This window comes from Micromonospora sp. NBRC 107095 (assembly GCF_030269705.1).
GTDB lineage: Bacteria > Actinomycetota > Actinomycetes > Mycobacteriales > Micromonosporaceae > Micromonospora > Micromonospora parva.
This window is the reverse complement of the sequence record NZ_BSTU01000005.1, coordinates 320620-345602: the sequence shown is the minus strand read 5'-3', so window position 1 is coordinate 345602 and position 24983 is coordinate 320620. Positions and strand designations below refer to the sequence as shown.

Genomic DNA, 24983 nt, shown 5'->3' with positions numbered 1-24983 from the left:
CGGGTCAGTCGTCGGGTTGGCGCACCCGCAGGCCCGGCGTGGTCTCCCGGGCGGCTCCGGGCAGCAGGATGTGCACCGTCAGCCCGAGCGCCACGCTCGTGGTGACCAGCAGCGGTGGCCAGCGGCCCGCCCACGGCAGCGTCAGCAGCGGCAGGGTGAGACAGAGCATTCGCCGCCACGGCACGAGCATGGACACCAGCAGGGTGAACAGGACCCGGCCGATCACGAACAGGGCCGGGCCGCCCATGATCAGTAACAGCCATCCCACCGGCGTCGTACCGGTTGGCCGGGCGACGACCAGGTCGAACGAGGCCGCCGTGCCGACCACTCCGGCCAGCATCACCAGATGGGTGTACGGCGCCACCCGCGCCGGGCGGCCGGCCCTCGCCCCGGCCTCCAGCAGTTCGCCGGCGCGAAAGACGTAGATCTGCCAGAGGAGCAGCATGACCGCGAACGCGCAGAACAGCGCGGCGACCCGGAGCCCGGCGAACTCCCCCCGACTCACCTGCAGTGTGGGCACCAGGATGATGTCGCCGAGGGCCAGGATGACGAACTGCTGGTACCGCTCGCCCAGGTGAGCGGTGGTCCGCTCGTACTGGTCGAAGGGCACCCGGCCCAGCCAGGGCGTGGGGTAACGGGCCGCCGCGGAGACCAGGTCGATCGCGATGGCGATGCTCCAGAGGGTCCAGTTCACCGGGTCGAACAGCGCGCCGGTGATCCAGAAGACGCCGGACACCAGGAACCAGAAGAGGAACCGGGCAGCGCGGATCATGGCCAGCCGGTGCCGTTGTTGGTGCAGGCTGGTGATCAGGATGATGCCGCGGATCACGTGCGTGCCGACGTACGCGACGGCGAAGACCAGCGCGTGCCCGCTGGCGATCTTGGGCAGCGACGCACCCATCCCCACCGACCCGATCATGGCGACCATCAGGATGGCCTGGATGGGACGCTGCTGTGGGTCGTAGAACTCGGTGGTGGTGGCGGTGACCGACCAGGTCCACCAGATCGCGGTCAGCATCAGCAGGACCATCGCCGCGGCGGACCAGGTGTGGCGTTCCGCGAGCAGGGTCGAGGTCAGGGCGAGCGACGCCACGAAGACCACGTCGAAGAGCAGCTCCAGCAGCGTGGCCCGGGTCGACCCGTCCGGCCGGCGTACCAGCGCCCCGGTGCCTCCGGTGGTCATGCCGGACCTCCCGCCGCGTCTCCCGAAATTGTCGGCGGTGTCGACGCGGCTCGTCCCCGGATCGGCGATTCCCGCAGGTCACCGAGGGAGGCCCGGAGGCTGGCACGGCGGACGCCCGCGCGGGACCTCGCCGAGGGGCGGTCGGCCCGTCGGACGACGGCATGGGGTCACGCGTCGGGCTTGCGCATCCGCAGGCCCGGTGTGGTCTCCCGGGCCGCTCCGGGAATCAGGATGTGACCGGCCAACCCGAGCGCCACGATCGAGGCCACCAGCAACGGCGGCCAGCCGCCGGCCCACGGCAGCACCAGCAGCGGCAGGAGTTGCCAGGCGACGCGCCGCCACGGCATGACCCACGACACCGCCATGGTGAACAACACGCGACCGACCACGAACAGCGTCGGGCCGGTGATGATCAGCACGAGCCACGGCACCGGCGTCGTTCCGGTCGGCCTGCTGACGATCAGGTCGAAGGTGGCGGCAGTGCAGACCACGCCGGCCAGCATGACCAGATGGGTGAACGGGGCCAGCCGGGTGGCCCGGCTCCCCTTGGACCCGGCTGCCACCAACAACTCGCCGGCGCGGAAGACGTAGATCTGCCAGAGCAGCAGCATGACGGCGAATGCGCAGAGCAGGGAGGCGAGCCGGAGCTGGTCGAGATGGCCCCGGCTGACCTGCAGCGTCGGCACCAGGATGATGTCGCCGAGGGCCAGGATGATGAACTGTTGGTACCGCTCGCCGAGGTGCTCGGTGGTCCGGCCGTACTGGGTGAGTGGCACCTTGCCCAGCCGGGGCGTGGGGTAGCGGGCCGCCCCGGCGACCAGGTCGATCGTTATGGCGATCCCCCAGAGCGCCCAGTTCGGCGTTTCTGACAGCGCGCCGGTGATCCAGAAGACGCTGGACACCGTGAACCAGAAGAGAAACCGGGTGGCCCGCTCCCTGGCCGTCTGGTGCCGCTGCCGGTGCAGGGCGGTGACCAGGATGATGCAGCGAATGACGTGCGTGCCGACGTACGAGGCCACGAAGAGCAGTTGGTGCCCGATGGTGACCATTGGCAGCGATGCCGCCATCGCCACCGACCCGACCATCGCCAGCATCAGGATGGCCTGGATCGGGCGTTGCTGCGGATCGTAGAACTCGGTGGTGGTCGCGGTGACCGACCACGTCCACCAGACGGCGGTCAGCATCAGCAGCAGCTTGGCGCCGCCGGCCCACGAGAGTTCCTCGGAGAACAGTTTCGACGTCAGCGCGAGGGCGGCCACGAAGACCACGTCGAAGAGCAGCTCCAGCAGCGTGGCCCGGGTCGACCCGTCCAGCCGGCGTACCAGCGTCGCATTCCCTTCGGTGGTCATGCCTGGCCTCCCGCCGCGTCTCCCGAGGATTATCGGTGCCCTGGCACGGGCCGTCCCCCGGATCGGTGATTCTCGCTGGTCGGGGAAGAGGGCGGGCGGAGCTTGCCACGGTGCCGAGCGCCGCGCGATGCTGCACTGCATCCATCGTTCTCGATCTCTTCGGAGGTTCGGATGCGTCGCTCCCCGCTGGCCGCCCTCGCCCTGACCATCCTGCTGCTCGTCACACCCGGCGCGGCGCAGGCCGCCGTCCCCGACCGGGCCGCCGCGCCCACCGCCGACCCGGTGGCCCTGCTGAGTGGGGTACGCACCGCGGGCACCGCCTGGGGCCTCGACCCCGGCACCGGCCGGATGACCCTCACCGTCGACGACACCGTGACCCCCCGCGACCTGCGCGCACTGCGGGCGGTGGCCGACCGGGCCGGTGCGCTGCTGCGCCGTGAACCCGGAACGCTGCGCCCGCTGATCGCCGGCGGGCAGGGCATCTACGGCGGCGGTGCGCGCTGCTCGCTCGGCGCAAACGCGCGCAGCGGCAGCACCTACTACGTGATCACCGCCGGGCACTGCACCGCGGCCGCCGCCACCTGGTACGCCGACAGCGCCCAGAGCACCGTGCTCGGCACCCGCACCGCCACCAGTTACCCCACCAACGACTACGGGCTGATCCGCTACACCGGTCGGATCGCCCACCCGAGCGCCGTCTACACCTACCCCGGCCTGCTGACCATCAACGGCCCCGGCACCGCGTACATCGGTCAGGCGGTGTGCCGCAGCGGCAGCACCACCGGGGTGCGCTGCGGCACGGTCACCGGTCTCAACCAGACCGTCAACTACGCCACCGGCGTGATCTACGGCCTGATCCGCACCAACATCTGCGCCGAGCCGGGGGACAGCGGCGGACCGCTCTACGTGGCCGCCACCGGCACCATCCTCGGCATCCTCTCCGGCGGCAGCGGCAACTGCACGACCGGCGGCACCACCTACTACCAGCCGATCGCGGAGGTGCTGGCCGCGTACGGGCTGACGCTGCCCTGACGGCGGGACACCGCTTGCCCGTCCCGCGCGCGACACCTAGGCTCGGCGACGCCCAGCACCCCCCGCCGCGAGGACGTGTGCCCGATGCCGACCGACCCCCGACCTGACCAGGCGAGTGTGCCGGCCGGCCATCCGGCGGTGGAGGTGGCCGCGGTGGGGGAGACGATGGTGGTGCTCTGCCCCGCGCCGGGTGAGCTGCTGGAGCACGCCGAGCGGGTCGCCGTCTCGGTCGGCGGCGCCGAGTCCAACGTGGCCGGTTACCTGGCCCGCCTGGGACACCTGACGACCTGGGTGAGCCGGGTCGGCGACGACCCGTTCGGCCGGGCTGTCGTGCGGCACGTCGCCGCCGCCGGCGTCCGCGTCGACCAGGTGTGCGTGGACCCGGCCGCCCCCACCGGCCTGTACGTCAAGGACCCGGGCCCGGAGGGGACCGCCGTGCACTACTACCGGGCCGGGTCTGCGGCCACCCGGATGGATCCGGCCACGCTGGCCGACCCGGCGTTGGCCGGTGCCCGGGTGCTGCACCTGTCCGGGATCACCCCGGCGCTGTCCGCGTCCTGCCGGGCGCTCGTCGAGCACGCGGTGACCGACCGGCCGCTGCCGGCGGCCCGGGTCAGCTTCGACGTCAACCACCGGGCCCGGCTGTGGTCCGCCGAGCAGGCCGCGCCGGTGCTGCGGGACCTCGCCAACCGCTGCGACCTCGTCTTCGTCGGCCAGGACGAGGCGGAGACCCTCTGGGGCGTCACCGACCCGACGGCCGTGCGTGAGGTGCTGCCCGCTCCGGAGACGGTGGTGGTGAAGGACGGCGCGGTGGGCGCGACCGCGCTGGTCCGCGACGCCGACTCGGTCTTCGTGCCTGCTCCCCGGGTGACGGTGGTGGAGCCGGTCGGTGCCGGCGACGCCTTCGCCGCCGGCTACCTGGCCGGGCTGCTGCGCGGCCTCGACCCCGTGCGGCGGTTGCGCCTCGGCCACCTGATGGCGGCGCAGGCGTTGACCAGCAGCGCCGACAACTCCCCGGTCCCACCGTGGGCCTGGTTCGAGAAGCTGATCGACGCCCCGGCCGACGCCTGGTCGCCGCTCGACCTGACCGACCTGGGGGCGACGACCTGAGCCGGGCCGCCGGGTGGCGCCCCGGCCAGCAGCACCACTGTCACCGCGACCTTGGATGGAGTGCACCATGACCACACCGGACTTCGACCACATCTTCGGCGGCGCCCGGGTGATGGCGATCCTGCGCGGCCTTCCGGTCGCCGAGACCGTTCGGCTCGCCGAGCGGGCCTGGGACCTCGGCATCGACGTGGTGGAGGTGCCGGTGGCCACCGCCGACGCGGTGCCGGCGTTGCGGGCCGCCGTCGCGGCGGGGGCCGAACGTGACCGGATCGTCGGTGCCGGCACCGTGCTCGACGTCGACCAGGTCGCCGCGGCGGCCGACGCGGGCGCCCGGTTCACCGTCGCGCCCGGCCTGGACCTCGCGGTCGCCGATGCCGCCGCCGCGCGGGGCCTGCCGCACCTGCCCGGTGTGGCCACCCCCACCGAGGCCCAACAGGCACTGCGGCACGGTCTCACCTGGCTCAAGGCGTTCCCCGCGATCTCCCTCGGGCCGGCCTGGTTCAAGGCCATGGCCGGTCCGTTGCCGCAGTTGCGTTTCGTCGCCACCGGTGGCCTCGACGCGGGCAACGCCGGCCCGTTCCTGCAGGCGGGCGTCCGCGTGGTGGCCGTCGGCTCCGCCCTCTCCGACACCACCCAACTGGACGCCCTCGCCAAGCTGACCCGCACCACCCCCTGACCCCGCCGGGCGGGGGACGGGTGGCGGGGTTGTGCCATGGCGTAAAAGCGTCGGGGGCGGCGGCGGTTTTGGGCGGGCTGTTACGTCGATGCTGTGGTGCGTACCACTTCTCGACACAAAGAGGTCACCGTGGCTCTGTCTCACCGGCGTCGCCGATCCGGGCTGATCGCCCTCGGCGCCGCCCTCACCCTGGCGGCCGGGTTCACCCCACCCGGCGCGGGAGCGGCCGCCGCCCCGCCGAACCAGCCCGACCGCCCGGCGGGCCTGCCCCCGGCCGCCGCCGGGCGCGCGTCCACCGTCACCCTGATCACCGGTGACACGGTCACCGTCACCACCGCGGCGGACGGCAGCACGGTGTCGACGGTGCGCCGACCGGACGGCAGCACCCCGAGCTTCCACCGCACCGTGCGCGACGGCGACACCTACGTCTACCCGGACGCCGCGCTGTCCTATGTCACCAGCGGCCTGCTGGACCGGCAACTGTTCAACGTCACCGACCTCATCGCCGACGGCTACGACGACGCGCACACCGACGCGCTCCCGCTGATCGTCACGATGACCGACGCGGCGGCCCGCAACCGCACCCGGCCCGCCCTGGACGGTGCCGAGCTGGTCCGACAGTTGGACAGCGTGCAGGGCGCGGCGCTGACCCGCCAACGCGCCACCGCCGACCGGTTCTGGACCGCGCTCACCGCCGGCTCGACCCGACGTACGGGCGACGCCCCGACCCTGGCCAACGGCATCGCGAAGGTCTGGTTGGACGGCCGGGTGCACGCCGACCTGGCCGAGTCCACCGCGCAGATCGGCGCGCCGACGCTGTGGACCGAGGGCAACACCGCCGCCGGCGTCGACGTCGCGGTGCTCGACTCGGGGGCGGACGCCGAACACCCGGACCTCGTCGGTCAGATCGCCGAGTCCAGCAGCTTCGTTCCGTCGGAGCCCGACATCCTCGACTACAAGGGGCACGGCACGCACGTCGCCTCGACGATCGCCGGCACCGGCGCGGCGTCCGGCGGCGTCGAGCGGGGCGTCGCCCCCGGCGCCCGGTTGCACATCGGCAAGGTGCTCAACAGCGAGGGCAGCGGCCAGGACTCGTGGATCATCGCCGGGATGGAGTGGGCGGCCCGCGAGCAGAAGGCCCGGGTGGTCAGCATGAGCCTGGGTGGTGAGTCCACCGACGGCAGCGACCCGATGAGCCAGGCGGTCGAGCGGCTCAGCGCCGAGACCGGTGCCCTCTTCGTGATCGCCGCCGGTAACAGCGGCCCGGCCACCATCGGCAGCCCGGGTGCCGCGAACTCCGCCCTCACCGTGGGCGCCGTCGACAAGGCCGACCACCTCGCCGACTTCTCCAGCCAGGGCCCACGGGCCGGCGACGGCGGGCTCAAGCCCGAGATCACCGCCCCGGGCGTGGACATCCTGGCCGCCCGCTCGCACCTCGTGCGGGGCGGCTCCGGGGACTACACGCTGATGAGCGGCACGTCGATGGCCACCCCACACGTGGCCGGCACGGCCGCGCTGGTCGCCGCCGCGCACCCGGACTGGACCGGTCAGCGCATCAAGGAGGCGCTGGTCAGCACGGTCAAGGCCACCCCGGAGTACACCCCGTACCAGGCGGGTGCCGGCCGGGTCGACGCGGTGGCCGCCGCGCACGCCACCGTCTTCGCCACCCCGAGTGCGTACTCCGGCTTCCAGGCGTGGCCGCAGCAGCCGGGCATGACCGTCGACCGCACTGTCACCTACACCAATGTCGGCGGCACACCGGTCGCGCTCACACTGGCCGTCGACGCGGCCACCGCGCCGGCCGGTCTGTTCGCGCTCTCCGCCGACCGGGTCACCGTGCCGGCCGGCGGCACCGCCACCGTGACGGTCACCGCCGCGTACGACAAGCTGCCGGTGGAGAAGCAGGTCAGCGGCATGATCGTCGCCACCGACGACGCCGGTGCGGTGCGTGGCCGCACCCTGATCGGCGCCGGCAAGGAGGGTCAGCGGCAGAACCTGACGCTGGTCGCCAAGGACCGGGACGGCAAGCCGCTCGTCGGCAAGGTCATCCTCACCGCCGACACCCTGTTCACCGCCGTGGACCTGCCCGAGAGCGGCACCGCCACACTGCGGCTGCCGGTGGCGAGCTGGAACGGCTGGATCTCGGCGGACGTGCGCGGCGTGCACGGGCCGCACTCCAAGGGCATGGCGATGCTCAGCTTCACCGACGTCAACCTGGACACCGACCGCACCGTCACCCTGGACGCGCGCGCCGCCCGGCAGGTGCAGGCCCGGGTGCCGCAGGAGGCCACCGCCAGTGCGCTGCGGATGGACATCCACCGGTCCACGAAGAACGGTCTCACCGAGAGTCAGGTGCTGCCCGACGACTCGTACGACAGCATGTGGGCGTTGCCGACGAGCCGTCCGGTCACCGACGGCGAGTTCGAGTTCGGTGCCCGGTGGCGGCTGGAGCAGCCCGCGTTGACCGTCTCGGCGGGCGGTCGCTCGTACGACGATCTGTTGGTGAAGCGGGCGACCCCGGCGCTGCCGGAGGGTCGTCGTCAGCTGGACGCGGTGTACGTCGCCGACGCGTCGGCGGCGGGGCTGGCCAAGCGGCCGGTCCGGGACCGGGCCGTGGTGGTGCGCCGCAGCGACACCGTGGACATCGCCACCCAGGCGCAGGCCGCCGCGGCGGCCGGGGCGAAGCTGCTACTGGTGGTCAACGACGGTGTCGGTCGGCTGCAGCCCTGGGACGAGTCGGCGTGGAGCCCGGAGAGCCCGGCCCCGGTGACAGTGGCCACGCTCGGCGCGGACGAGGGTGGGCAGCTCATCGCCGAGCTGGAGCGCGGCGCGGTGCGGCTCACCGTCGAGTCGCACCCGGAGACCACCTACCTGTACGACGTGGCGCACCACTGGTCCGGCACGGTGCCGGCCGATCCCACCTACCGGCCCACCAAGCGGCAGTTGGCCCGGGTCGACGTGGAGTTCCGCAACTACCGGCAGGGCAAGGCGCTGGAGTTCCGCACCGACGTCTGGCGCGGCTGGGCGTCGAGCAACCAGGAGCCGGCCCCGGCGCAGGGTCGGCGCACCGACTGGGTGAGCGCCGACCAGCGGTGGGTCGACGACGCGTTCATCGTCGGCGAGACCGGTCAGCACCTGATGGCGGTGGCCACCTACCCGGCTGGCAAGGCGAGCGCCGTCACCTGGTTCGGGCCGATCCAGCGCCCCCGGATGGGTGGCGGCTACGTGCCGGTCCGGTACCTGGACACCGTCTACCTGCCCGCGCCCGGGTGGGGCGACGGAGGCGGGCACATCGGTGAGGCGTACGCCAACTACGACATGGTCAACCGGACCACCCTCTATCAGGGTGACCAGGAGCTGAACTGGGGCAACGCCGAGTACCTCCAGGTCTCCGGGCTGGCGGAGAAGCGACTGCCGTACCGGCTGGTGGTGGAGAACGACAGGGCCGCCTGGAGCAACCCGTACTCCCGGCAGACCCGCACCGAGTGGGGCTTCACCTCGGCGGTGACGGGGGAGGAGTCGGCCGAGGTGCTGCCGATGATCCAGCTGGACTACCAGGTGGACATCGACGCCGCCGGCCGGGCGGCGCGGCGGGCGCCGCTGACCGTTGTCGCCTCCCACCTGCCCGACGTCACGGGCACGATCGGCGCGGTGACCGTCGAGGTGTCCTACGACGACGGGGCGAGCTGGCAGAAGCAGCGGCTGACCCGGCACGGGGACGGCTGGCGCACCTCGCTGGCCGCACCGGCGACGGCCGGCTTCGTGAGCCTGCGCACCACCGCGCGCGACGCCGCCGGCAACACCGTGAGCCAACGCATCACCCGGGCGTTCGGCCTGCGCTGACGCCACGTGCCCGGCCGTCGTCGGGGGTGCCTCGGGCACCCCCGGCGACGGCCGGTGCCGTCAGTCCCGCTCCTCGGTCAGCTGCTCCCAGTCGGTGACGACCGGCAGCAGCTCCCCGGCCAGCCAGGCGCGGCTCTGGTCGTCGTGGTGCGGGTCGCCGGACACCCCGCACGCGCCCAGCGGGACCACCCACCGGCTGTCGTCGCGGCGGGCCAGGTCCCAGACGAAGCGCGCCGCCGGCCCCCGCAGGCACCGGTGGGTGACCCCGGGCACGCTGGAGGTGGCCAGCACACAGTCGTGGTCACCGGCGAGCCGGGGGCCGGGCACGGCGTCCGCGCCGGGCAGCGCCCGCCACAACGCCAACCGGTGCAGGTCACCCCAGGGCACCGGCCCGGCGGCCGCGTCGCCGGCCTCCTCGGCCGCCGCGCTCACCAGCGCGCCGACGTCCACACCGGGCGGCGGGTTCGCGCCGAGCAGGTGCTCCAGCGCGTAACCGACCCGCGGAGTCAGCGCCAGCCAGGGTGCGAACACCTCGGGGTACGCGGGCGGCTCGGCCAGCGCGGCCAGCGCCGGGTGGGCGGCGAGCCGGCGTACGACAGCCGCCCGCAGGATGGCGTAGGCGGCCGCGTCCGTGCTGTCGGCGGCCATCCGGCGATCCCAGCGCAGCAGCCGGTCGCGTAGCGCGGCGGCGGCCGGGCCGAGCCCCGTCGACTCGGCGAGGACCGCCAGCAGCGGCCCGGCCGCGCCCAGGTACGTGTCGGTGTGCACCGACGCCATCTCGTCGGCCGTCCACGTCGCACGGGCGTCGAGCAGTTCGGCGATGCGGTTCGCCCGGTGCCTTGCGGCGAACTCCACTCCGAACGGTGCCGCCAGCGCGCGCTCGTTGGCCATCACCGCCCGCCCGACCACCTCGGCGCGGGGCATCGGCGCGTGCCAGCCCCGCCAGGCGTGCGCGGCGTCCCATCCGGGGACCACCCGCCGGCCGTTCTCGGGGTGCCGTACCGGCACCGCCCCGGCGACCCGGTGCAGCAGCCCTCCGGTGGTGTCCGCCGCCTGGACCACGTTGACCGGCTCCACCCAGTGCCGCAGCGCGTGATCCACATCGGCCACGGTGCGGGCGCGCAGCAGCTCCGGCAGCGTCGCGAAACCGAGGTCACCCCGGACCCGGGGCGGGTAGCGCAGGCTGAGCGCCGTCTCGTCATCGGGCCCACCGGCGATCACCGGACCACGGTCGGTCTCCACCACCTCGACCTCGACCGGGTCGGCCCCGGCCACCTCGATCGTCTCGACGTGCCGGTGCGCCGGCCGCCAGCCGTCCGGGCCGAGCGCCTGCACCCGGGGGCCGTCGCGGCGTAGCCGCTCCGCGTACACGTCCTGGTAGTCGGCCATCGCGTTGGTGATCGCCCAGGCCACCGCACCGGTGTGCCCGAAGTGGGCGATGCCCGGCACGCCCGGCACCGCCAGCCCGATGACGTCGTACTCCGGGCAGGCCAACCGGATCTGCTGGTAGACACCGGGATCCTCAAGGAACCGGTGCGGATCGCCGGCGAGCAGCGCGGCCCCGGTGCCGGTGCGCTCGGCGGCGAGCAGCCACCCGTTGCTGCCGGCCACGGCCGGCCCGTCGGTGGCGAACAGGTCGACGGCGTCCGGCCCGAGCCGCCGTGCGACGTGCTCGCGCCAGAGCTTGCCCGGAAACCCGGCGAACAGGATGTGGTGGCCCAGCCAGACCGCGAGCGGTGTCCACGGCTCCCACCGACCGGGGCGAAGCCCGGTGGCGGCGAACTCCGGAGACCGGGCCGCCCCGGCGGCGAGACCGGCGTTGACGCCGTCCACGTAGGCGCCCACCCACTCGGCGGTCGCCTTGTCCAGCGCCGCGTGGCAGCGGCGGGCGGTGTCGTCGAGCCGGACCTGCCGGACGAACCGGTCCCAACCGAGCGCGTCCGCGCCGAGGAACGCCGCGCTGGTGCCCCGGGCCCGGTGCCGTTCCACCTCGATCTGCCAGGCCCGGTCGTACGCGGTCACCCGACCCTGCGCCGTGGCGAGGGCGAGCGGGTCGTCGGCCCGCAGGTGCGGCACCCCCCACGGGTCGCGGAAACGTTGCGTGCTCACGCCGGCTCCGGGGCCAGGGTGGTGGCCCGGCGTCGGGCCGCCGGGACGACCAGCGGGGTGCCCGTCTCCGGGTCGTCGATGACCCGGCAGGGCAGCCCGAACACCTCCGCCACCAGGTCGGCGGTGACCACCGACGATGGCTCCCCGGCGGCCACCACCCGCCCGTCGCGCATCGCGATCAGGTGGGTGGCGTAGCGCGCCGCGTGGTTCAGGTCGTGCAGCACCGCGACCAGGGTGCGGCCCTGCTCCTCGTGCAGCCGGGCGCAGAGGTCCAGGATCTCGATCTGGTGGGCGATGTCGAGGTACGTGGTCGGCTCGTCGAGCAGCAGCAGCGGCGTCTGCTGCGCCAGCGCCATGGCGATCCACACCCGCTGCCGCTGCCCGCCGGACAACTCGTCCACCGCCCGGTCGGCGAGGTCGTCGACACCGGTAGCGGCCATCGACTCCTCGACCACCCGTTCGTCCTCGCGTGACCACTGCCGCAGCAGCCCCTGGTGGGGGTAACGGCCCCGGGCGACCAACTCGGCGACGCTGATGCCGTCCGGCGCGATCGACGACTGCGGCAGCAGTCCGAGCGTCCGGGCCACGGTGCGGGCCGGCAGGTCGTGGATGTTACGGCCGTCCAGCAGCACCGCACCGGCGCTGGGGCGCAGCATCCGTGACAGTGCGCGCAGCAGCGTCGACTTGCCGCACGCGTTCGGGCCGATGATCACCGTGAAGGAGTTGTCGGGCACCGCCACGGTCAGGTTCTCGGCGATGGTGCGCTGGTCGTAGGCGAGGGTCAGCGCGGTGCCGCCGAGCCGGGAATCGCCGGGTCGCATGGGTGCTCCTTCGAGGGTGTCGCGGGTGTTCACAGCCGGCCGGCCCGGCGTTCCACGGCGAGCAGCCAGACCAGGTAACCGCCGCCGATCACGCCGGTCACCACGCCGACCGGCAGTTGGTGCCCGTCGAACGCGCGTTGGGCCAGCAGGTCGGCGCCGGCCAGCAGCGCCGCGCCGACGGTCATCGACGGGACCAGGTTCGGGCCCGGTGCCCGGGTCAGCCGTTTCGCCACGTGTGGGGCGACCAGCGCCACGAAGGACACCGGCCCGGCGGCGGCCGCCGCGAACGAGACCAGCAGCACGGCGGCGGCGAGCAGCACGAGGCGCAGCCGGCGTACCGGCACGCCCAGCGCGCCGGCCGCGTCGTCGCCCAGCTCCATCATCCGCAGCGCCGGGGCGCAGCCGACGAGCACCAGCGGCGCCAACACGAGCAGAACGGCGAGCAGCGGCCCGGCGTTGGCCCAGCCCCGCCCGTCCAGACTGCCGGTGAGCCAGAGCACCGCGCGGGCGGCGTCCATCAGAGGTGCCCGGGTGAGCAGGTAGCCGTTGACGCCGGTCAGGATCGCGGCCACCCCGATGCCGACCAGGATGAGCCGGTAGCCGTGCACCCCGCGCCGCCAGGCCAGCGCGTAGATCAGCAGGCCGGTGCCGAGCCCACCGGCGACCGCCGCGCCGGCCAACGCCAGGCTGCTGCCGCCGAGGACCACCACCACCAGCGCGCCGGTCGACGCGCCCTGGGTGAAGCCCAGGATGTCCGGGCTGCCCAGCGGGTTGCGGACCAGCGACTGGAACACCGTGCCGGCCAGCGCCAGCGCCGCACCGACCAACAGGGCGGTGACCAGCCGGGGCAGGCGCAGGTCGTACACGATGAACTGCTCCGCCGCGGTCCCGCCGCCGGTCAGCGTGCGCAGCACGTCCGCCGGCCCCATCGGGTAGTCACCACTGCCCAGGGCCACCAGGCCGAACCCGGCCGCGAGCAACGCCGCCCCGGCACCGACACCCAACGCGCGGGGCCGGAACCGCAACGACAACCCCCCGGGAGTACGGATGACGCTCACGCCATCGCTCCGCTTCGCTGCGCGATGACGCGAGGCGTCACGCTGCTGAGCCTGCTGGTTCGCTCGCTTCGCTCGCTCACGCCATCGCTCCGCTTCGCTGCGCGATGACGCGAGGCATCACGCTGCTGAGCCTGCTGGTTCGCTCGCTTCGCTCGCTCACGGTCGGGCCACCCGTCGGCGGGTGACCAGCCACAGGAAGAGTGGACCGCCCAGCACGGCGGTCACCATGCCGACCTGGAGTTCCCCCGGTCGACCCAGCACCCGGCCGAGCACGTCGGCGCCGAGCAGCAACGCGGGCGCGAGCACCGCGCAGTACGGCAGCAGCCAGCGCAGGTCCGGGCCGGTCAGGGCGCGGACCAGGTGCGGCACCAGCAGCCCGACGAAGACGATCGGACCGCACGCGGCGGTCGCCGCGCCGCAGAGCAGGGTGACCGCGACGATCACCGCGGCGCGGATCAGCGCGGGTCGGGCGCCAAGGGCTCGCGCCGCGTCGTCGCCGAGCGCGAGCGCGTTCAGCGGACGGGCCGCGCCGAGCGCGACCAGCAGCCCGATCGCTATGAACGGCAGGACCCGGGTGACGGTCGCCGGGTCCGCGCTGGCCAGCGAACCGACCGTCCAGAAGCGCAGCCGCTCCAGCGACGCGGTGTCCAGCAGCATCACCGCGCTCACGTAGGAGTAGAGGGTGGCGTTGAGCGCCGCCCCGGCCAGCGCCAGTCGGGCCGGGGTGGCGCCCCGCCCGCCGCCGACGGCGTAGACGAGCGCGGTCACCGTCGCCGCGCCGAGCAGCGCGAACCAGACGTACCCGCCGACGGCGGTGACACCCAGGAACGCGGCGGCGGTGGCCACGGCCGCCGAGGCCCCGGCGTTGATGCCGAGCAGCCCGGGGTCGGCGAGCGGGTTGCGGGTGAGGGCCTGCATGATCGCGCCCGCCACACCGAGGGCGGCACCGGCCAGCAGCCCGAGCAGGGTTCGGGGGAGGCGCATCCGGTGCACCACCGCGTACTCGGCGGCGTCGCTGTGCAGCAACCCGGACCAGGCGTCGGCGAGCGGCATGGACTTCGCGCCGACCGCGATGCTGAGCACCACGATCACCGCGAGCAGTGCCACGGCGACGACCAGACCGCCGGCGCGGGCCGCCTGGCGACCACGCCGGCTCGGGGGTGCGACAGCACTCCGGGCCGGCACGGACGGTGCCGGTCGGGTGACGGTGGGTGTGGCGTCCAGTGTGGGCTCCGGGGTGGTGGCGAAACGGCGAACCGCTGTTGACAATGACCGAGGTTAGGCTAACCTAACCCCGCTGCCCTGGTCGAGCCCGGCCAACCCTTGATCGAAAGACAACACCATGCCCGATGCCCTGTCCGCCCGCCGTCTCTCCCGCCGTGGTCTGCTGGCCGCCGGTGGTGCCGCCACGCTCGCCACCCTGCTCGCCGCCTGCGGCACTGACGACGCCCCGAAGCCCGCTGCCGGCAACGGGGGCGGCCCCTGGTCGTTCACCGACGACCGGGGCAGGAAGGTCGAGGCGGCGGCCCGCCCGACCCGCGTGGTGGCGTTCACCGGCGTGGCGGCGGCCCTGATCGATTTCGGTCTCGACAAGCAGCTCGTCGGCGTGTTCGGTGAGACCAAGCGCGCCGACGGCACGGCCGACCCGCAGGCCGGCGACCTGAACGTCGAGGGCGTCGAGATCCTCGGCAACGTGTGGGGCGAGTTCAGCCTGGAGAAGTACGCGGCGCTGCGCCCCGAACTGCTGGTCACCCACATGTACGACCCGGACGCGCTCTGGTACGTGCCGGACGAGAGCAAGGACAAGATCCTCCCGCTGGCGCCCAGCGTGGCGATCACCACCGCCCGGGTGCCGATGACCAAACCCATCGAGCGGTACGCGGCACTTGCCGAATCGCTCGGCGCGGACCTGTCCGCGAAGAAGGTCACCGACGCGAAGGCCCGCTTCGACGCCGCCGCCGAGGCGGTCCGACAGGCGGTCAAGGCCAACCCCGGAATCAGGGTGATGGCCTGCTCCGGCAGCCCCGACCTCTTCTACGTCTCCAACCCGAAGGTCAGCACCGACCTGATGTACTTCGCCGAGCTGGGCGTCGACATCGTGGTGCCCACCAAGCTCGAGGCCGGCGACTACTTCGAGGCGCTGAGCTGGGAGAGCGCTGGCAAGTTCCCCGCCGACCTGATCCTGCTGGACAACCGCAGCACCGCGCTGCAGGCCAAGGACCTCACCGCCAAGCCGACCTGGCAGCAACTGCCGGCGGTGAAGGCCAACCAGGTGAGCGCGTGGGACGCGGTGCCCCGCTTCTCGTACGCCGGCTCCGCGCCGCTGCTGGAGAACCTCGCCACCGCCATCCGGAACGCGAAGAAGGTCAGCTGACGAACACCGCACCTACCCGAGGCGCACCGCCGCGCCTGGGGTGGGTTCCGGCTGCCCTCGTCGAGAACGTGGAAGGACATTCCGTGACCGTGCCGACGCACCCCGTCAAGACCACCACGCCGCCGTCGGCGTCGACCGCCGCGCGGGCCCAGCTGCTGCATGGCGGCTCGGTCGAGCAGTACCGCCGGACAATCGCCGACGGCGTCGACCGGGTCGCCCGCCGGGTGGCGACGGTGGACCGTCCCGGCACCGGAATCACGCCAACCGAGCTGGCCCCCCTGGTCGACCGGGTCGACCTGGACCGTCCGCTGGGCGACGCGGGCGCCGCGCTGGACGAACTGGAGAACGTCTACCTGCGCGACGCCGTCTGGTTCCACCACCCCCGCTACCTGGCCCACCTCAACTGCCCGGTGGCCATCCCGGCGCTGCTCGGTGAGGCGGTGCTCACCGCCGTGAACTCCTCCCTGGACACCTGGGACCAGAGCGCCGGGGCCACCCTCATCGAGCGCCGGCTGATCGACTGGACCGCCGAACGGATCGGCCTCGGCCCGCACGCCGACGGCATCTTCACCAGCGGCGGCAGCCAGTCCAACCTGCAGGCGCTGCTGCTGGCCCGGGAGGAGGCGTGCGTCGGCGCCGTCGGTCCGTCGGCCCGCGCCGAGCTGCTTCCCCGGCTGCGCGTGCTCACCTCCGCCGCCGGTCACTTCAGCGTGCAGAAGTCGGCCAAGCTGCTCGGCCTCGCCCCGGACGCGGTGATCGCGGTACCCACCGACGCCCGGCGACGGATCCGGCCGGCCGCCGTCCGCGCGGAGATCGCCCGGTGCCGGCAGGCGGGGCTGGTGGTGATGGCGGTCGTCGGCACCGCCGGCACCACCGACTTCGGCTCGATCGACCCGCTCACCGAACTGGCCGAGATCTGCGCGGCGGCCGGCGTCTGGCTGCACGTGGACGCCGCGTACGGCTGCGGTCTGCTCGTCTCGCCGACGCGCCGGCGCCTGCTCGACGGCATCGAGCGGGCCGACTCGGTGACCGTCGACTTCCACAAGTCGTTCTTCCAGCCGGTCAGCTCCAGTGCGCTGCTCGTCCGCGACCGGCGGGCGCTGCGGCACGTCACCTACCACGCCGACTACCTCAACCCGGCCCGGATGGTGGAGCAACGCATCCCCAACCAGGTCGACAAGAGCCTGCAGACCACCCGCCGCTTCGACGCGCTGAAGCTCTGGCTCACCCTGCGGGTGATGGGCCCGGACGCGCTCGGCGCGCTCTTCGACGAGGTCGTCGACCGGGCCGCCGACGCCTGGCAACTGGTCAGCGAGGACCCGCGCTTCGAGGTGGTGACGCGCTCCGAGCTGAGCACCGTGGTGTTCCGCTACCTGCCCACCGGCCCCGGCCGGGACCTGGCCGACGCCGCCAACCTGCACGCCCGGGAAGCCCTCGCCGCGTCCGGTCTCGCCGTGGTCGCCGGGACCCGGGTCGACGGCCGGCACTTCCTGAAGTTCACACTGCTCAACCCGGAAACCACAGTCGACGACGTCGGGTACGTGCTCGACCTGATCGCCACCCACGCCGGGCGGTACGTGCACGACCACGTCGCCGCCGACCTGACCTGCCCCGTCGGCTGACGCCGATGAACCTGCCCCGTCGGCTGACGCCGGTGACCACGAACCCGCGCCTGGAGACGACCTCGATGTCCACCCACGACTTCATCGCCATCGGGCTGGGCCCGTACAACCTGGGCCTGGCCTGCCTCACCGCGCCGATCGACGAACTCGACGGGGTGTTCCTGGAGGCCCGGCCGAGCCTCGCCTGGCATCCCGGCATGCTGCTGGAGTCGGCCCGGTTGCAGACCCCCTTCATCGCCGACCTGGTCAGCCTCGCGGACCCCACGTCGCCCTTCTCCTTCCTCAACTATCTGAAGGAGATCGGCCGGCTCTACCCGTTCTACATCCGGGAGAGCTTCTACCCGTTGCGCAGCGAGTACGACGCGTACTGCCGGTGGGCGGCGGCGAAACTGCCGAACCTGCGCTTCGGTCAGACCGTGACCACCGTGGAGTACGACAGCACCGACGAGCGGTACGTGGTGCGGGCCGCCACCGGCGAGGGGGAGACCGTCGAATACCGCGCCCGGCATCTGGTGCTCGGCACCGGCACCCCGCCGCACCTGCCGCCGGCCGTCGCCGGACTGCCCGGCGACGCCGTGCACAACTCCCACTACCTGGAGCACCGCGCGACGCTACGCACCAAGCGCAGCATCACCGTGGTGGGCAGCGGGCAGAGCGCCGCCGAGATCTACCACGACCTGCTCGGTGACATCGACAGGTACGGCTACCAGCTCAACTGGGTGACCCGCTCACCGCGGTTCTTCCCGCTCGAATACACCAAGCTGACGCTGGAGATGACCTCACCGGACTACGTGGACTACTTCCACGCGCTGCCCGAGGCGACCCGCTACCGGTTGGAGTCCGCGCAGAAGGGCCTGTTCAAGGGGATCAACGCGGACCTGATCAACGACATCTTCGACCTGCTCTACGCGCTCAGCGTCGACGGACCGGTGAACACCCGCCTGCTCACCAACACCGAGCTGGTCAGCGCCGAGCACCAGGACGGTGGGTACACGCTGGGATTGCGTCAGGTGGAGCAGGAGCGCGACTTCACACTGCGCACCGAGGGCCTCGTCCTGGCCACCGGCTACCACTACCGGGTGCCGGAGTTCCTCGCGCCGGTGTCCGACCGGATCCGTTGGGACGCGCACGGCCGCTTCGACGTGGCCCGCAACTACAGCATCGACCACAGCGGCCGGGGCATCTTCCTGCAGAACGCGGGCACCCACACGCACAGCATCACCTCACCGGACCTGGGCATGGGCGCCTACCGCAACTCCTGGATCATCTCGGAGCTGCTCGGCCGGGAGCACTACCCGATCGAGAAGAGCATCACCTTCCAGGAGTTCGGGGTGTCGTCGTGACCAGCGTCTTCACCCGCGTCGACGAGCGGCTCGGCGAGTTCGCGCTGCGGCCGCTCGACCCGGACGCCGACGCGGCGCTGCTGCACGGCTGGGTGACCCACCCGAAGGCGGCGTTCTGGCTGATGCAGGACGCCGACGAGGCCCAGGTGGCCGAGGAGTACCGGCGGATCGCCGGTCACCCGCACTACGACGCGTACCTCGGGCTGTGGCGGGGGAGCCCGACCTTCCTCGCGGAGCGCTACGACCCGGCCCACGTCGAACTTGTCGGACTGTACGACCACCAGCCCGGTGACGTGGGCATGCACTTCCTCTGCGCGCCGGTCGGCACACCGGTGCACGGCTTCACCCGGGCGGTGATCGGCACCGTGATGGCATGGCTCTTCGACGATCCGACGACCCGACGGGTGGTGGTCGAGCCGGACGTGCGCAACACGGCCGTGCACGCGCTGAACGCCGCCGTCGGGTTCACCGTCGTCGGCCCGATCGCCAAGCCGGAGAAGGACGCGCTGCTCAGCGTCTGCACCCGAGCCCAATTCCAGGCCGCCGCCGACCGCGCCGCCGACCGCGCCGCCGACCGCGCCGCCGACCGCACTGCCGCCGCCGACGGCGTCACCACCCGAACCGAAGGAGCCCCGGCGTGACCACCACCGCCGTCCCCAGCCACCCGCCCGTCGCCACCGCGTACCCCGCCTCCGGCGACCCGGTCGGGCACCTCACCCCGCAGCGGTGGGCCCGGGCCAACCGGCTGCTGGTCCGCAAGGCGCTCGGCGAGTTCACCCACGAGCGGCTGCTCACCCCGCAGGCCGTGGCCGGCCCCGACGACCGGCAGTGGTACGAGATCCACAGCGACGACGGCACTGTCAGCTACCGGTTCGCGGCGCGGGTACTCGCCCTGTCCCACTGGCAGATCGACGCGGACAGCATCACCCGGCACCGCGACGGCACGTCGCTGGCACCGGACGCGGTGGACCTGATCGTCGAACTGCGCGACACCCTCGGGCTCTCCGCGCGGGTGCTCCCGGTCTACCTGGAGGAGATCACCTCCACCCTGGCCGGTACGGCGTACAAGCTGGCCCAGGCCGCGCCGAGCGCCGCCGAGCTGGCCGAGGCGGACTTCCAGACCATCGAGACCTCGATGACCGAGGGCCACCCCTGCTTCGTGGCGAACAACGGTCGGCTCGGCTTCGGCGTCGACGAGTACCACCGGTACGCGCCGGAGGCCGCCGCGCCGGTGCGGCTGGAGTGGCTGGCCGCGCACCGGGACCACTCGACGTTCAGCAGTGCCGCCGACCTCGACTACGACACGCTCATCGAGGGCGAGCTGGACGCCGGGACCCGGGCCCGGTTCGCGGCCACGATGGCCGATCTCGGGCTGGACCTCGCCGACTACCACCTGATCCCGGCGCATCCGTGGCAGTGGTGGAACAAACTGGCCGTCACCTTCGCCGGTGAGCTTGCCGAGCGTCGGCTGGTGCACCTCGGCCCCGGGCCGGACGTGTACCTCGCCCAGCAGTCCATCCGCACCTTCTTCAACGTCAGCGAGCCGGGCCGGCACTACGTCAAGACCGCGCTGTCGGTGCTGAACATGGGCTTCATGCGAGGGCTGTCGGCGGCGTACATGGCGGCCACCCCGGCCATCAACGACTGGTTGGCCGACCTGATCGCCGGCGACGAGGTGCTGACCGGCACCGGGCTGACCGTCATCCGGGAGCGGGCCGCGGTGGGTTACCGGCACCGGCAGTACGAGGCGGCGACCGACCGCACCTCCGCGTACCGCAAGATGTTGGCCGCCCTGTGGCGGGAGAGCCCGGTGCCCGACCTGGCGCCGGGGGAGCGACTGTCCACCATGGCCGCCTTGCTGCACGTCGACGACGAGGGCCGCTCACTCGCGGCGGCACTGATCGCCCGGTCCGGCCTGGCGCCCGAGGTGTGGCTGCGCCGCTACCTGGACGCCTACCTGACCCCGCTGCTGCACAGCTTCTACGCGTACGACCTGGCCTTCATGCCGCACGGCGAGAACGTCATCCTGGTCCTCGACGAGCAGGACACGGTCCAGCGGGTGATCTTCAAGGACATCGCCGAGGAGATCGCGGTGATGAGTTCCGACGTCGAGCTTCCGGCGGCGGTGGAGCGGATCCGCGTCGACGTGCCCGACGACACCAAGCTGCTGAGCATCTTCACCGACGTGGTGGACTGCTTCCTGCGGCACCTCAACGCCGTCCTGGTCGAGGCGGGTGTGCTCGCCGAGGACGACTTCTGGCGTACGGTCGCGGCCTGCGCCGCCGACTACTTCAACCGGGTGCCGCACCTGGCCGAGCGGGTCCGCCACTACGACCTGTTCGCCCCGGAGTTCACGCTGTCCTGCCTCAACCGGTTGCAGTTGCGCGACAACCAACAGATGATCAACCTGGCCGATCCGTCGGCGGCACTCCAGTTCGTCGGCACGCTCACCAACCCGCTGGCCGCTCACGCGCCGGCCCGGTGACCGGGAAGCGCGTTTGATCATTGTGCGCGTCAGCGGGTGCAATAGGCGGATGGGAATTCTGAGCACCGCCAGCCTGTTCGCCGCCACGGTGACCACCGGCCTGACCGCCGGGTTGTTCGCCGCCTTCGCGTACGCGGTCATGCCGGGTCTGGCGCGTACCGACGACCGGACGTTGGTGCTCGCCATGCGGCGGATCAACGAGTCGATCCTCAACGGATGGTTTGCGGTGTGCTTCGGCGGCGCGCTGCTGTTCACGCTGCTGGCGGCGGCGCTGCAGCTCGGTGACGGGCGTCGGACGGTGTTGCCGTGGGTCGTCGCCGCACTGCTGCTGTACCTGGTGGTGCTCGGCGTCACCGCCGTGGTCAACGTGCCGCTCAACAACGTGCTGGCCCGCGCCGGCGACGTCGACGACGGCACCGACCTCGCCGCGCTGCGGTCGCGTTTCGAGGTCACCTGGGTACGCGGCAACGTGGTCCGGGCCGTCGCGTCGACCGGCGCCTTCGGGTTGCTGGCCTGGGCACTGGTGGCGCAGGGTCGGCTGTCCGGCTGAGTCGGGTGGGTGACCGACTGGGCCGCCGCCGGCTCAGTCGGTCGGCTCCGCGGTGCCGGCGCGCTGGAACGCGAGGGCCAGTTGGGTGAGGTCGAAGCCTTCGAAGTGCTGCAGGAACCGGCGGCGTACGGCGGCCAGGTGGCTGGGCCAGGACTCCGTCAGGCGGGCGAAGCCGGCGTCGGTGAGGACGGCGTTCCAGCCGCGCGCGTCCTCCTCGCACCGTTCCCGCCGGACCAGCCCCTGCGTCTCCAGCCGGATGATCGTGCGGGTCATGCCGCTGAGCGAGAGGTGGCAGAGCGCGGCGAGCTCGTTCATCCGCATCCGCCGCTCCGGCGTCTCGGAGAGGTTCATCAGCGCGGTGTACTCGGTGAGCGGTAGCTGACGGTCAGCGACCATGTCGGCGTCGATCGCGCGGGGCAGCACGTGCATGACCTGGCCGAGGGCGCGGACCAGGGATTCCTCGTCAGGGGTGAGGGGTTGCGGAGTCGCTGCGGAGGGGTCAGGCATCCTCATATCATACTTGTTTGACTGAGCAAATGCTTACCCTCTGTGTGACCACGCCCATAGCCCAGATATTTGCTTGACCAATCAAGCAGAAGTTAGCGTTCCCGTCGTCCGGCACGCACCTCTGAAAGGCGCCACACATGACCAGGATCGGGATCATCCTCGGCAGCACCCGCCCGGGGCGTAACGGCGAGGCCGTCGCCCGCTGGGTGCTCGAGATCGCCAAGCAGCGCTCCGACGCGGAGTACGAGCTGATCGACCTGCTCGACTACCAGCTGCCGCACCTCGACGAGGCGTACCCGCCCTCGATGGGCCAGTACACCCAGCCGCACACCAAGCGGTGGGCCGAGACGATCGCGTCGTTCGACGGGTTCGTCATCGTCACCCCCGAGTACAACCACTCGACCTCGGGTGCCCTGAAGAACGCCATCGACTTCCTCTACGCCGAGTGGAACAACAAGGCCGTCGGGTTCGTCAGCTACGGCTCGGTCGGCGGCGCGCGCGCCGTGGAGCACCTGCGGCTGATCTCCGGTGAGCTGCAGATGGCCGACGTGCGTTCGCAGGTCGCGCTGTCGCTCTTCACCGACTTCGAGAACTTCAGCATCTTCAAGCCCGGCCCGTTCCAGCAGGACGCGCTGAACACCACCCTCGACCAGGTGGTCGCCTGGAGCGGTGCGCTCGCCCCGCTGCGCAAGGGCTGAGCGTTCCGCTCATCCGGAAACGGCCGCGGGGGATCCCGCGGCCGTTTTCGGGCATCTGGCCCTGCCGCCCGTCAGGGCCACCATCGGACGGCCGCGTTCACTACCCTTGGCGCGATGAGCCGATCTGCCACCGCCCGGCGGGCTCCCCTCTGGCGGGACCGGACCTTCGGCACGTACTGGATCGCCCAGTCGCTCTCGGCGGCCGGCGACTCCTTCGCCTACCTGGCGGTGCCGCTGCTGGTGCTGCAGGCGACCGGTTCGGTGGCGCAGATGGGCCTGCTCACCGCCGTCGCGGGTGCGGCGTCAGTGGTCGCCGGGATCTTCGGCGGGGTGCTGGTCGACCGGTACGACCGCCGCACCCTGATGATCGTGGCGGATCTGACCCGGCTGGTGCTCTACGCCCTGGTGCCACTGGCGTGGCTGTCCGGCCCGCAGGTCTGGCTGCTCTTCGTGGTGCTGCCGATCTGCGAGGCGGCCGGCATGGTGTTCCAGGTCGCCGCGGTGACAGCGGTCCGCAACCTGGTCGACCGCGACCGGATCACCGAGGCCAACGGCCGGTTGCAGGCCACGTACGCGGCGGCGGCGGTCCTCGGCCCGCTGCTCGCCGGGGTGGTGGCGGCCCGCTTCGGTCCGCCGACCGCCATCGCCGTCAACGCGGCGAGCTTCGCGCTCTCGGCGGCCGGCATGTGGCTGATCCGACTGCGCCCGGTGCAGGTGGACGAGGCGGTGGCCCGGCAGCGCCCGCTGGCCGAGTTCCTGGCCGGTGCGCGGTTCCTGTGGCGACAGCCCGTGCTGCGGGCGTTGACCGTCCTGTTGTCGGTCTTCATCTTCCTCACCTACGGCTTCGTCGACGTGCTGATCTACCACGTCACGCACGACCTCGGCGGCTCCGAGGGCACCGTCGGCACGGTGCTCGGCCTGGCGGCGCTGGGCACGGTCGCCGGTGCGCTGCTGGTGGCCCCGTTGCGTCGCCGTCGTGGCTTCGGTGCCACCTGGATCGGCGCGCACACGCTCTGCGGGTTCGCGGTGGCGGGTGTCGGCATCGCCACGACCGTGCCGGCGGTCACCGCGCTGACAGCGGTGTACCTGTGCTGCCTCAGCATCGGCGGGATCTGCTCGATGTCGCTGCGCCAGGAGATCACCCCCGACCACCTGCTCGGTCGGGTCACCTCCGCGTTCTGGAGCACCCACTACGCCCTCGGCCCGGCCGGCGCCGTCGTGCTGACCTGGGCCGCCGGCCGCTACGGCGCTTCGACGGTCACGCTCGCGGCGGGCGTCGGATGTCTACTGGTAGCGGTCGGTGGCCTCTTCACCCCGATTCGCCGTGCCGGCGGGGAGCCAGCCGCGGGACAACCCGGACTGCGCCCGGCACCGGCCGGAGGCACCGTTGGTGGTTGAGACGCTATGGAGCTGATGCCGTAAACGATTCACCCGGTGGCGACGGTCCGGCCGGTGGCGACGGTCCGGCCGGTGGCGACGGCCCGGCCAGGGGAGCAGACCCGATGGTGGCGACGACTCGGGCGGCACGGCCGGCAGCCGATTCGTTTGTGACATCAGCTCCAAAGGCGCCGACCACCGGTGCCGCTCCGAGGGTGTCGACCACCGGCGCGGTCAGAACTCCTGGTACATCACGTGCAGGCCGACCCGGCCGAGGGCGGGGTGCCGGAACGCGCCCGGCACGGTGCCGACCACCTCGAAGCCCTCGCGCTGGTACAACTCCACCGCCGAACGGTTGGTCTGCACCACGGCGTTGAACTGCATGCCGACGTACCCCTGTTGGCGGGCCCAGGTCAGAGCCTCGCGGCACAGCGCGGTGCCCACGCCCCGGCCCCGGGCCTCGGCGGCGACCATGAAGCTTGCGGTGGCGACGTGCGCGCCCGGCCCGGGTCGGTTGGTGCCCATCTTCGCGGTGCCGAGCACCCGCCGGCCGTCGACCGCCACGACGGTCCGGCCCGGTGCCGCCTCGACCCACATGCCGTACGACTGCTCGGCGGTCATCGTCGGGTCGTAGGGGAAGGTCTCCTGTGCCCGGATCACCTCCTCGATGATGGGCCACACCTGCGACCAGTCCTGGTCGACGAACTCCCGAATCAGCACCGGGGGAGGTTAAGCCGCGCGCGGGCCCCGGACAATCGGTTATCCGCTGGTGCATCCGGGCGGCGTACCCGGTGCGAAGCATCCATCGTGACGAGACGTCACGGATCCGGTCGCTTCGACGAAAGG

General features: G+C 72.5%; 20 protein-coding genes. 12 read left to right on the top strand and 8 right to left on the bottom strand.

The features are described 5' to 3' along the window. Window positions 1-4 precede the first annotated feature (4 nt). Window positions 5-1183, bottom strand: coding sequence for a low temperature requirement protein A (locus tag QSK15_RS24400; RefSeq protein WP_285796473.1), 1179 nt, complete (start codon window positions 1181-1183; stop codon window positions 5-7). Window positions 1184-1350: 167 nt separating this feature from the next. After that, window positions 1351-2532: a low temperature requirement protein A gene (locus QSK15_RS24395; protein WP_285796472.1), complete on the bottom strand. Its 1182-nt coding sequence runs from the start codon at window positions 2530-2532 to the stop codon at window positions 1351-1353. A gap of 171 nt (window positions 2533-2703) precedes the next feature. Between QSK15_RS24395 and QSK15_RS24390 the strand changes: the two genes are divergently transcribed. The 4 genes from QSK15_RS24390 to QSK15_RS24375 all read left to right on the top strand — a co-directional run bounded on the left by QSK15_RS24390 (window position 2704) and on the right by QSK15_RS24375 (window position 9193). Then, the gene (locus tag QSK15_RS24390) at window positions 2704-3564 is read left to right on the top strand and encodes a S1 family peptidase (RefSeq protein ID WP_285796471.1); all 861 of its coding nucleotides are present in this window, start codon (window positions 2704-2706) and stop codon (window positions 3562-3564) included. Window positions 3565-3648: 84 nt separating this feature from the next. Next, window positions 3649-4674 carry a sugar kinase gene (locus tag QSK15_RS24385; protein ID WP_285796470.1) on the top strand — a complete coding sequence of 342 codons (1026 nt, stop codon included), beginning with the start codon at window positions 3649-3651 and terminating at the stop codon, window positions 4672-4674. A gap of 67 nt (window positions 4675-4741) precedes the next feature. Next, the gene (locus tag QSK15_RS24380) at window positions 4742-5350 is read left to right on the top strand and encodes a bifunctional 4-hydroxy-2-oxoglutarate aldolase/2-dehydro-3-deoxy-phosphogluconate aldolase (RefSeq protein ID WP_285796469.1); all 609 of its coding nucleotides are present in this window, start codon (window positions 4742-4744) and stop codon (window positions 5348-5350) included. 129 nt (window positions 5351-5479) lie between these two features. Further along, the gene (locus QSK15_RS24375) at window positions 5480-9193 is read left to right on the top strand and encodes a S8 family serine peptidase (protein ID WP_285796468.1); all 3714 of its coding nucleotides are present in this window, start codon (window positions 5480-5482) and stop codon (window positions 9191-9193) included. Between the two features lie 60 nt (window positions 9194-9253). On the opposite strand, the gene QSK15_RS24370 is transcribed toward QSK15_RS24375, so the two are convergent. The 4 genes from QSK15_RS24370 to QSK15_RS24355 all read right to left on the bottom strand — a co-directional run bounded on the left by QSK15_RS24370 (window position 9254) and on the right by QSK15_RS24355 (window position 14450). Beyond that, complete coding sequence (locus QSK15_RS24370) at window positions 9254-11302, bottom strand: penicillin acylase family protein (protein ID WP_285796467.1); 2049 nt, start codon at window positions 11300-11302, stop codon at window positions 9254-9256. Next, on the bottom strand, window positions 11299-12123 hold the full coding sequence (locus QSK15_RS24365) for an ABC transporter ATP-binding protein (protein ID WP_285796466.1): 825 nt from the start codon (window positions 12121-12123) through the stop codon (window positions 11299-11301). Before QSK15_RS24365 ends, QSK15_RS24370 begins: the two co-directional genes overlap by 4 nt. Window positions 12124-12152: 29 nt before the next feature. Beyond that, window positions 12153-13181, bottom strand: a complete 1029-nt coding sequence (locus QSK15_RS24360; RefSeq protein WP_285796465.1) for a FecCD family ABC transporter permease — start codon at window positions 13179-13181, stop codon at window positions 12153-12155. Between the two features lie 156 nt (window positions 13182-13337). Further along, window positions 13338-14450: a FecCD family ABC transporter permease gene (locus QSK15_RS24355; protein WP_285796464.1), complete on the bottom strand. Its 1113-nt coding sequence runs from the start codon at window positions 14448-14450 to the stop codon at window positions 13338-13340. Between the two features lie 73 nt (window positions 14451-14523). Here QSK15_RS24355 and QSK15_RS24350 point away from each other — a divergent pair, with 73 nt between their 5' ends. The 6 genes from QSK15_RS24350 (at window position 14524) to QSK15_RS24325 (ending at window position 21555) form a co-directional block, all read left to right on the top strand. After that, the gene (locus QSK15_RS24350; protein ID WP_285796463.1) at window positions 14524-15555 is read left to right on the top strand and encodes an ABC transporter substrate-binding protein; all 1032 of its coding nucleotides are present in this window, start codon (window positions 14524-14526) and stop codon (window positions 15553-15555) included. Window positions 15556-15638: 83 nt separating this feature from the next. Further along, window positions 15639-17177: a pyridoxal phosphate-dependent decarboxylase family protein gene (locus QSK15_RS24345; protein WP_285796462.1), complete on the top strand. Its 1539-nt coding sequence runs from the start codon at window positions 15639-15641 to the stop codon at window positions 17175-17177. A gap of 65 nt (window positions 17178-17242) precedes the next feature. Then, on the top strand, window positions 17243-18520 hold the full coding sequence (locus tag QSK15_RS24340) for a lysine N(6)-hydroxylase/L-ornithine N(5)-oxygenase family protein (protein WP_285796718.1): 1278 nt from the start codon (window positions 17243-17245) through the stop codon (window positions 18518-18520). After that, on the top strand, window positions 18517-19161 hold the full coding sequence (locus QSK15_RS24335; protein ID WP_502889646.1) for a GNAT family N-acetyltransferase: 645 nt from the start codon (window positions 18517-18519) through the stop codon (window positions 19159-19161). The genes QSK15_RS24340 and QSK15_RS24335 overlap by 4 nt, the downstream gene beginning before the upstream one ends. Continuing rightward, window positions 19158-21005, top strand: coding sequence for an IucA/IucC family protein (locus QSK15_RS24330; RefSeq protein WP_285796461.1), 1848 nt, complete (start codon window positions 19158-19160; stop codon window positions 21003-21005). The genes QSK15_RS24335 and QSK15_RS24330 overlap by 4 nt, the downstream gene beginning before the upstream one ends. Window positions 21006-21054: 49 nt before the next feature. After that, window positions 21055-21555 (top strand): anthrone oxygenase family protein, encoded by a 501-nt coding sequence (locus tag QSK15_RS24325; protein WP_285796460.1) that lies wholly within the window; start codon window positions 21055-21057, stop codon window positions 21553-21555. A gap of 33 nt (window positions 21556-21588) precedes the next feature. Here QSK15_RS24325 and QSK15_RS24320 read toward each other — a convergent pair whose 3' ends face one another. Further along, window positions 21589-22062: a MarR family winged helix-turn-helix transcriptional regulator gene (locus tag QSK15_RS24320; protein WP_285796459.1), complete on the bottom strand. Its 474-nt coding sequence runs from the start codon at window positions 22060-22062 to the stop codon at window positions 21589-21591. Between the two features lie 137 nt (window positions 22063-22199). On the opposite strand from QSK15_RS24320, the gene QSK15_RS24315 reads away from it, so the two are divergent. Continuing rightward, on the top strand, window positions 22200-22760 hold the full coding sequence (locus tag QSK15_RS24315; RefSeq protein ID WP_285796458.1) for an NADPH-dependent FMN reductase: 561 nt from the start codon (window positions 22200-22202) through the stop codon (window positions 22758-22760). Window positions 22761-22874: 114 nt separating this feature from the next. Next, window positions 22875-24158 carry an MFS transporter gene (locus tag QSK15_RS24310; RefSeq protein ID WP_285796457.1) on the top strand — a complete coding sequence of 428 codons (1284 nt, stop codon included), beginning with the start codon at window positions 22875-22877 and terminating at the stop codon, window positions 24156-24158. Between the two features lie 213 nt (window positions 24159-24371). Here QSK15_RS24310 and QSK15_RS24305 read toward each other — a convergent pair whose 3' ends face one another. Further along, window positions 24372-24857, bottom strand: a complete 486-nt coding sequence (locus tag QSK15_RS24305) for a GNAT family N-acetyltransferase (protein ID WP_285796456.1) — start codon at window positions 24855-24857, stop codon at window positions 24372-24374. Window positions 24858-24983: the final 126 nt, after the last annotated feature.

What these genes read in the sequence shown, in the direction of transcription:
- QSK15_RS24400 (WP_285796473.1), bottom strand. Translation starts at nt 1,183, where the DNA reads ATGACCACCGGAGGCACCGGGGCGCTGGTACGCCGGCCGGACGGGTCG.
- QSK15_RS24395 (WP_285796472.1), bottom strand. Translation starts at nt 2,532, where the DNA reads ATGACCACCGAAGGGAATGCGACGCTGGTACGCCGGCTGGACGGGTCG.
- QSK15_RS24390 (WP_285796471.1), top strand. Translation starts at nt 2,704, where the DNA reads ATGCGTCGCTCCCCGCTGGCCGCCCTCGCCCTGACCATCCTGCTGCTC.
- QSK15_RS24385 (WP_285796470.1), top strand. Translation starts at nt 3,649, where the DNA reads ATGCCGACCGACCCCCGACCTGACCAGGCGAGTGTGCCGGCCGGCCAT.
- QSK15_RS24380 (WP_285796469.1), top strand. Translation starts at nt 4,742, where the DNA reads ATGACCACACCGGACTTCGACCACATCTTCGGCGGCGCCCGGGTGATG.
- QSK15_RS24365 (WP_285796466.1), bottom strand. Translation starts at nt 12,123, where the DNA reads ATGCGACCCGGCGATTCCCGGCTCGGCGGCACCGCGCTGACCCTCGCC.
- QSK15_RS24350 (WP_285796463.1), top strand. Translation starts at nt 14,524, where the DNA reads ATGCCCGATGCCCTGTCCGCCCGCCGTCTCTCCCGCCGTGGTCTGCTG.
- QSK15_RS24340 (WP_285796718.1), top strand. Translation starts at nt 17,243, where the DNA reads ATGTCCACCCACGACTTCATCGCCATCGGGCTGGGCCCGTACAACCTG.
- QSK15_RS24325 (WP_285796460.1), top strand. Translation starts at nt 21,055, where the DNA reads ATGGGAATTCTGAGCACCGCCAGCCTGTTCGCCGCCACGGTGACCACC.
- QSK15_RS24320 (WP_285796459.1), bottom strand. Translation starts at nt 22,062, where the DNA reads ATGCCTGACCCCTCCGCAGCGACTCCGCAACCCCTCACCCCTGACGAG.
- QSK15_RS24315 (WP_285796458.1), top strand. Translation starts at nt 22,200, where the DNA reads ATGACCAGGATCGGGATCATCCTCGGCAGCACCCGCCCGGGGCGTAAC.
- QSK15_RS24310 (WP_285796457.1), top strand. Translation starts at nt 22,875, where the DNA reads ATGAGCCGATCTGCCACCGCCCGGCGGGCTCCCCTCTGGCGGGACCGG.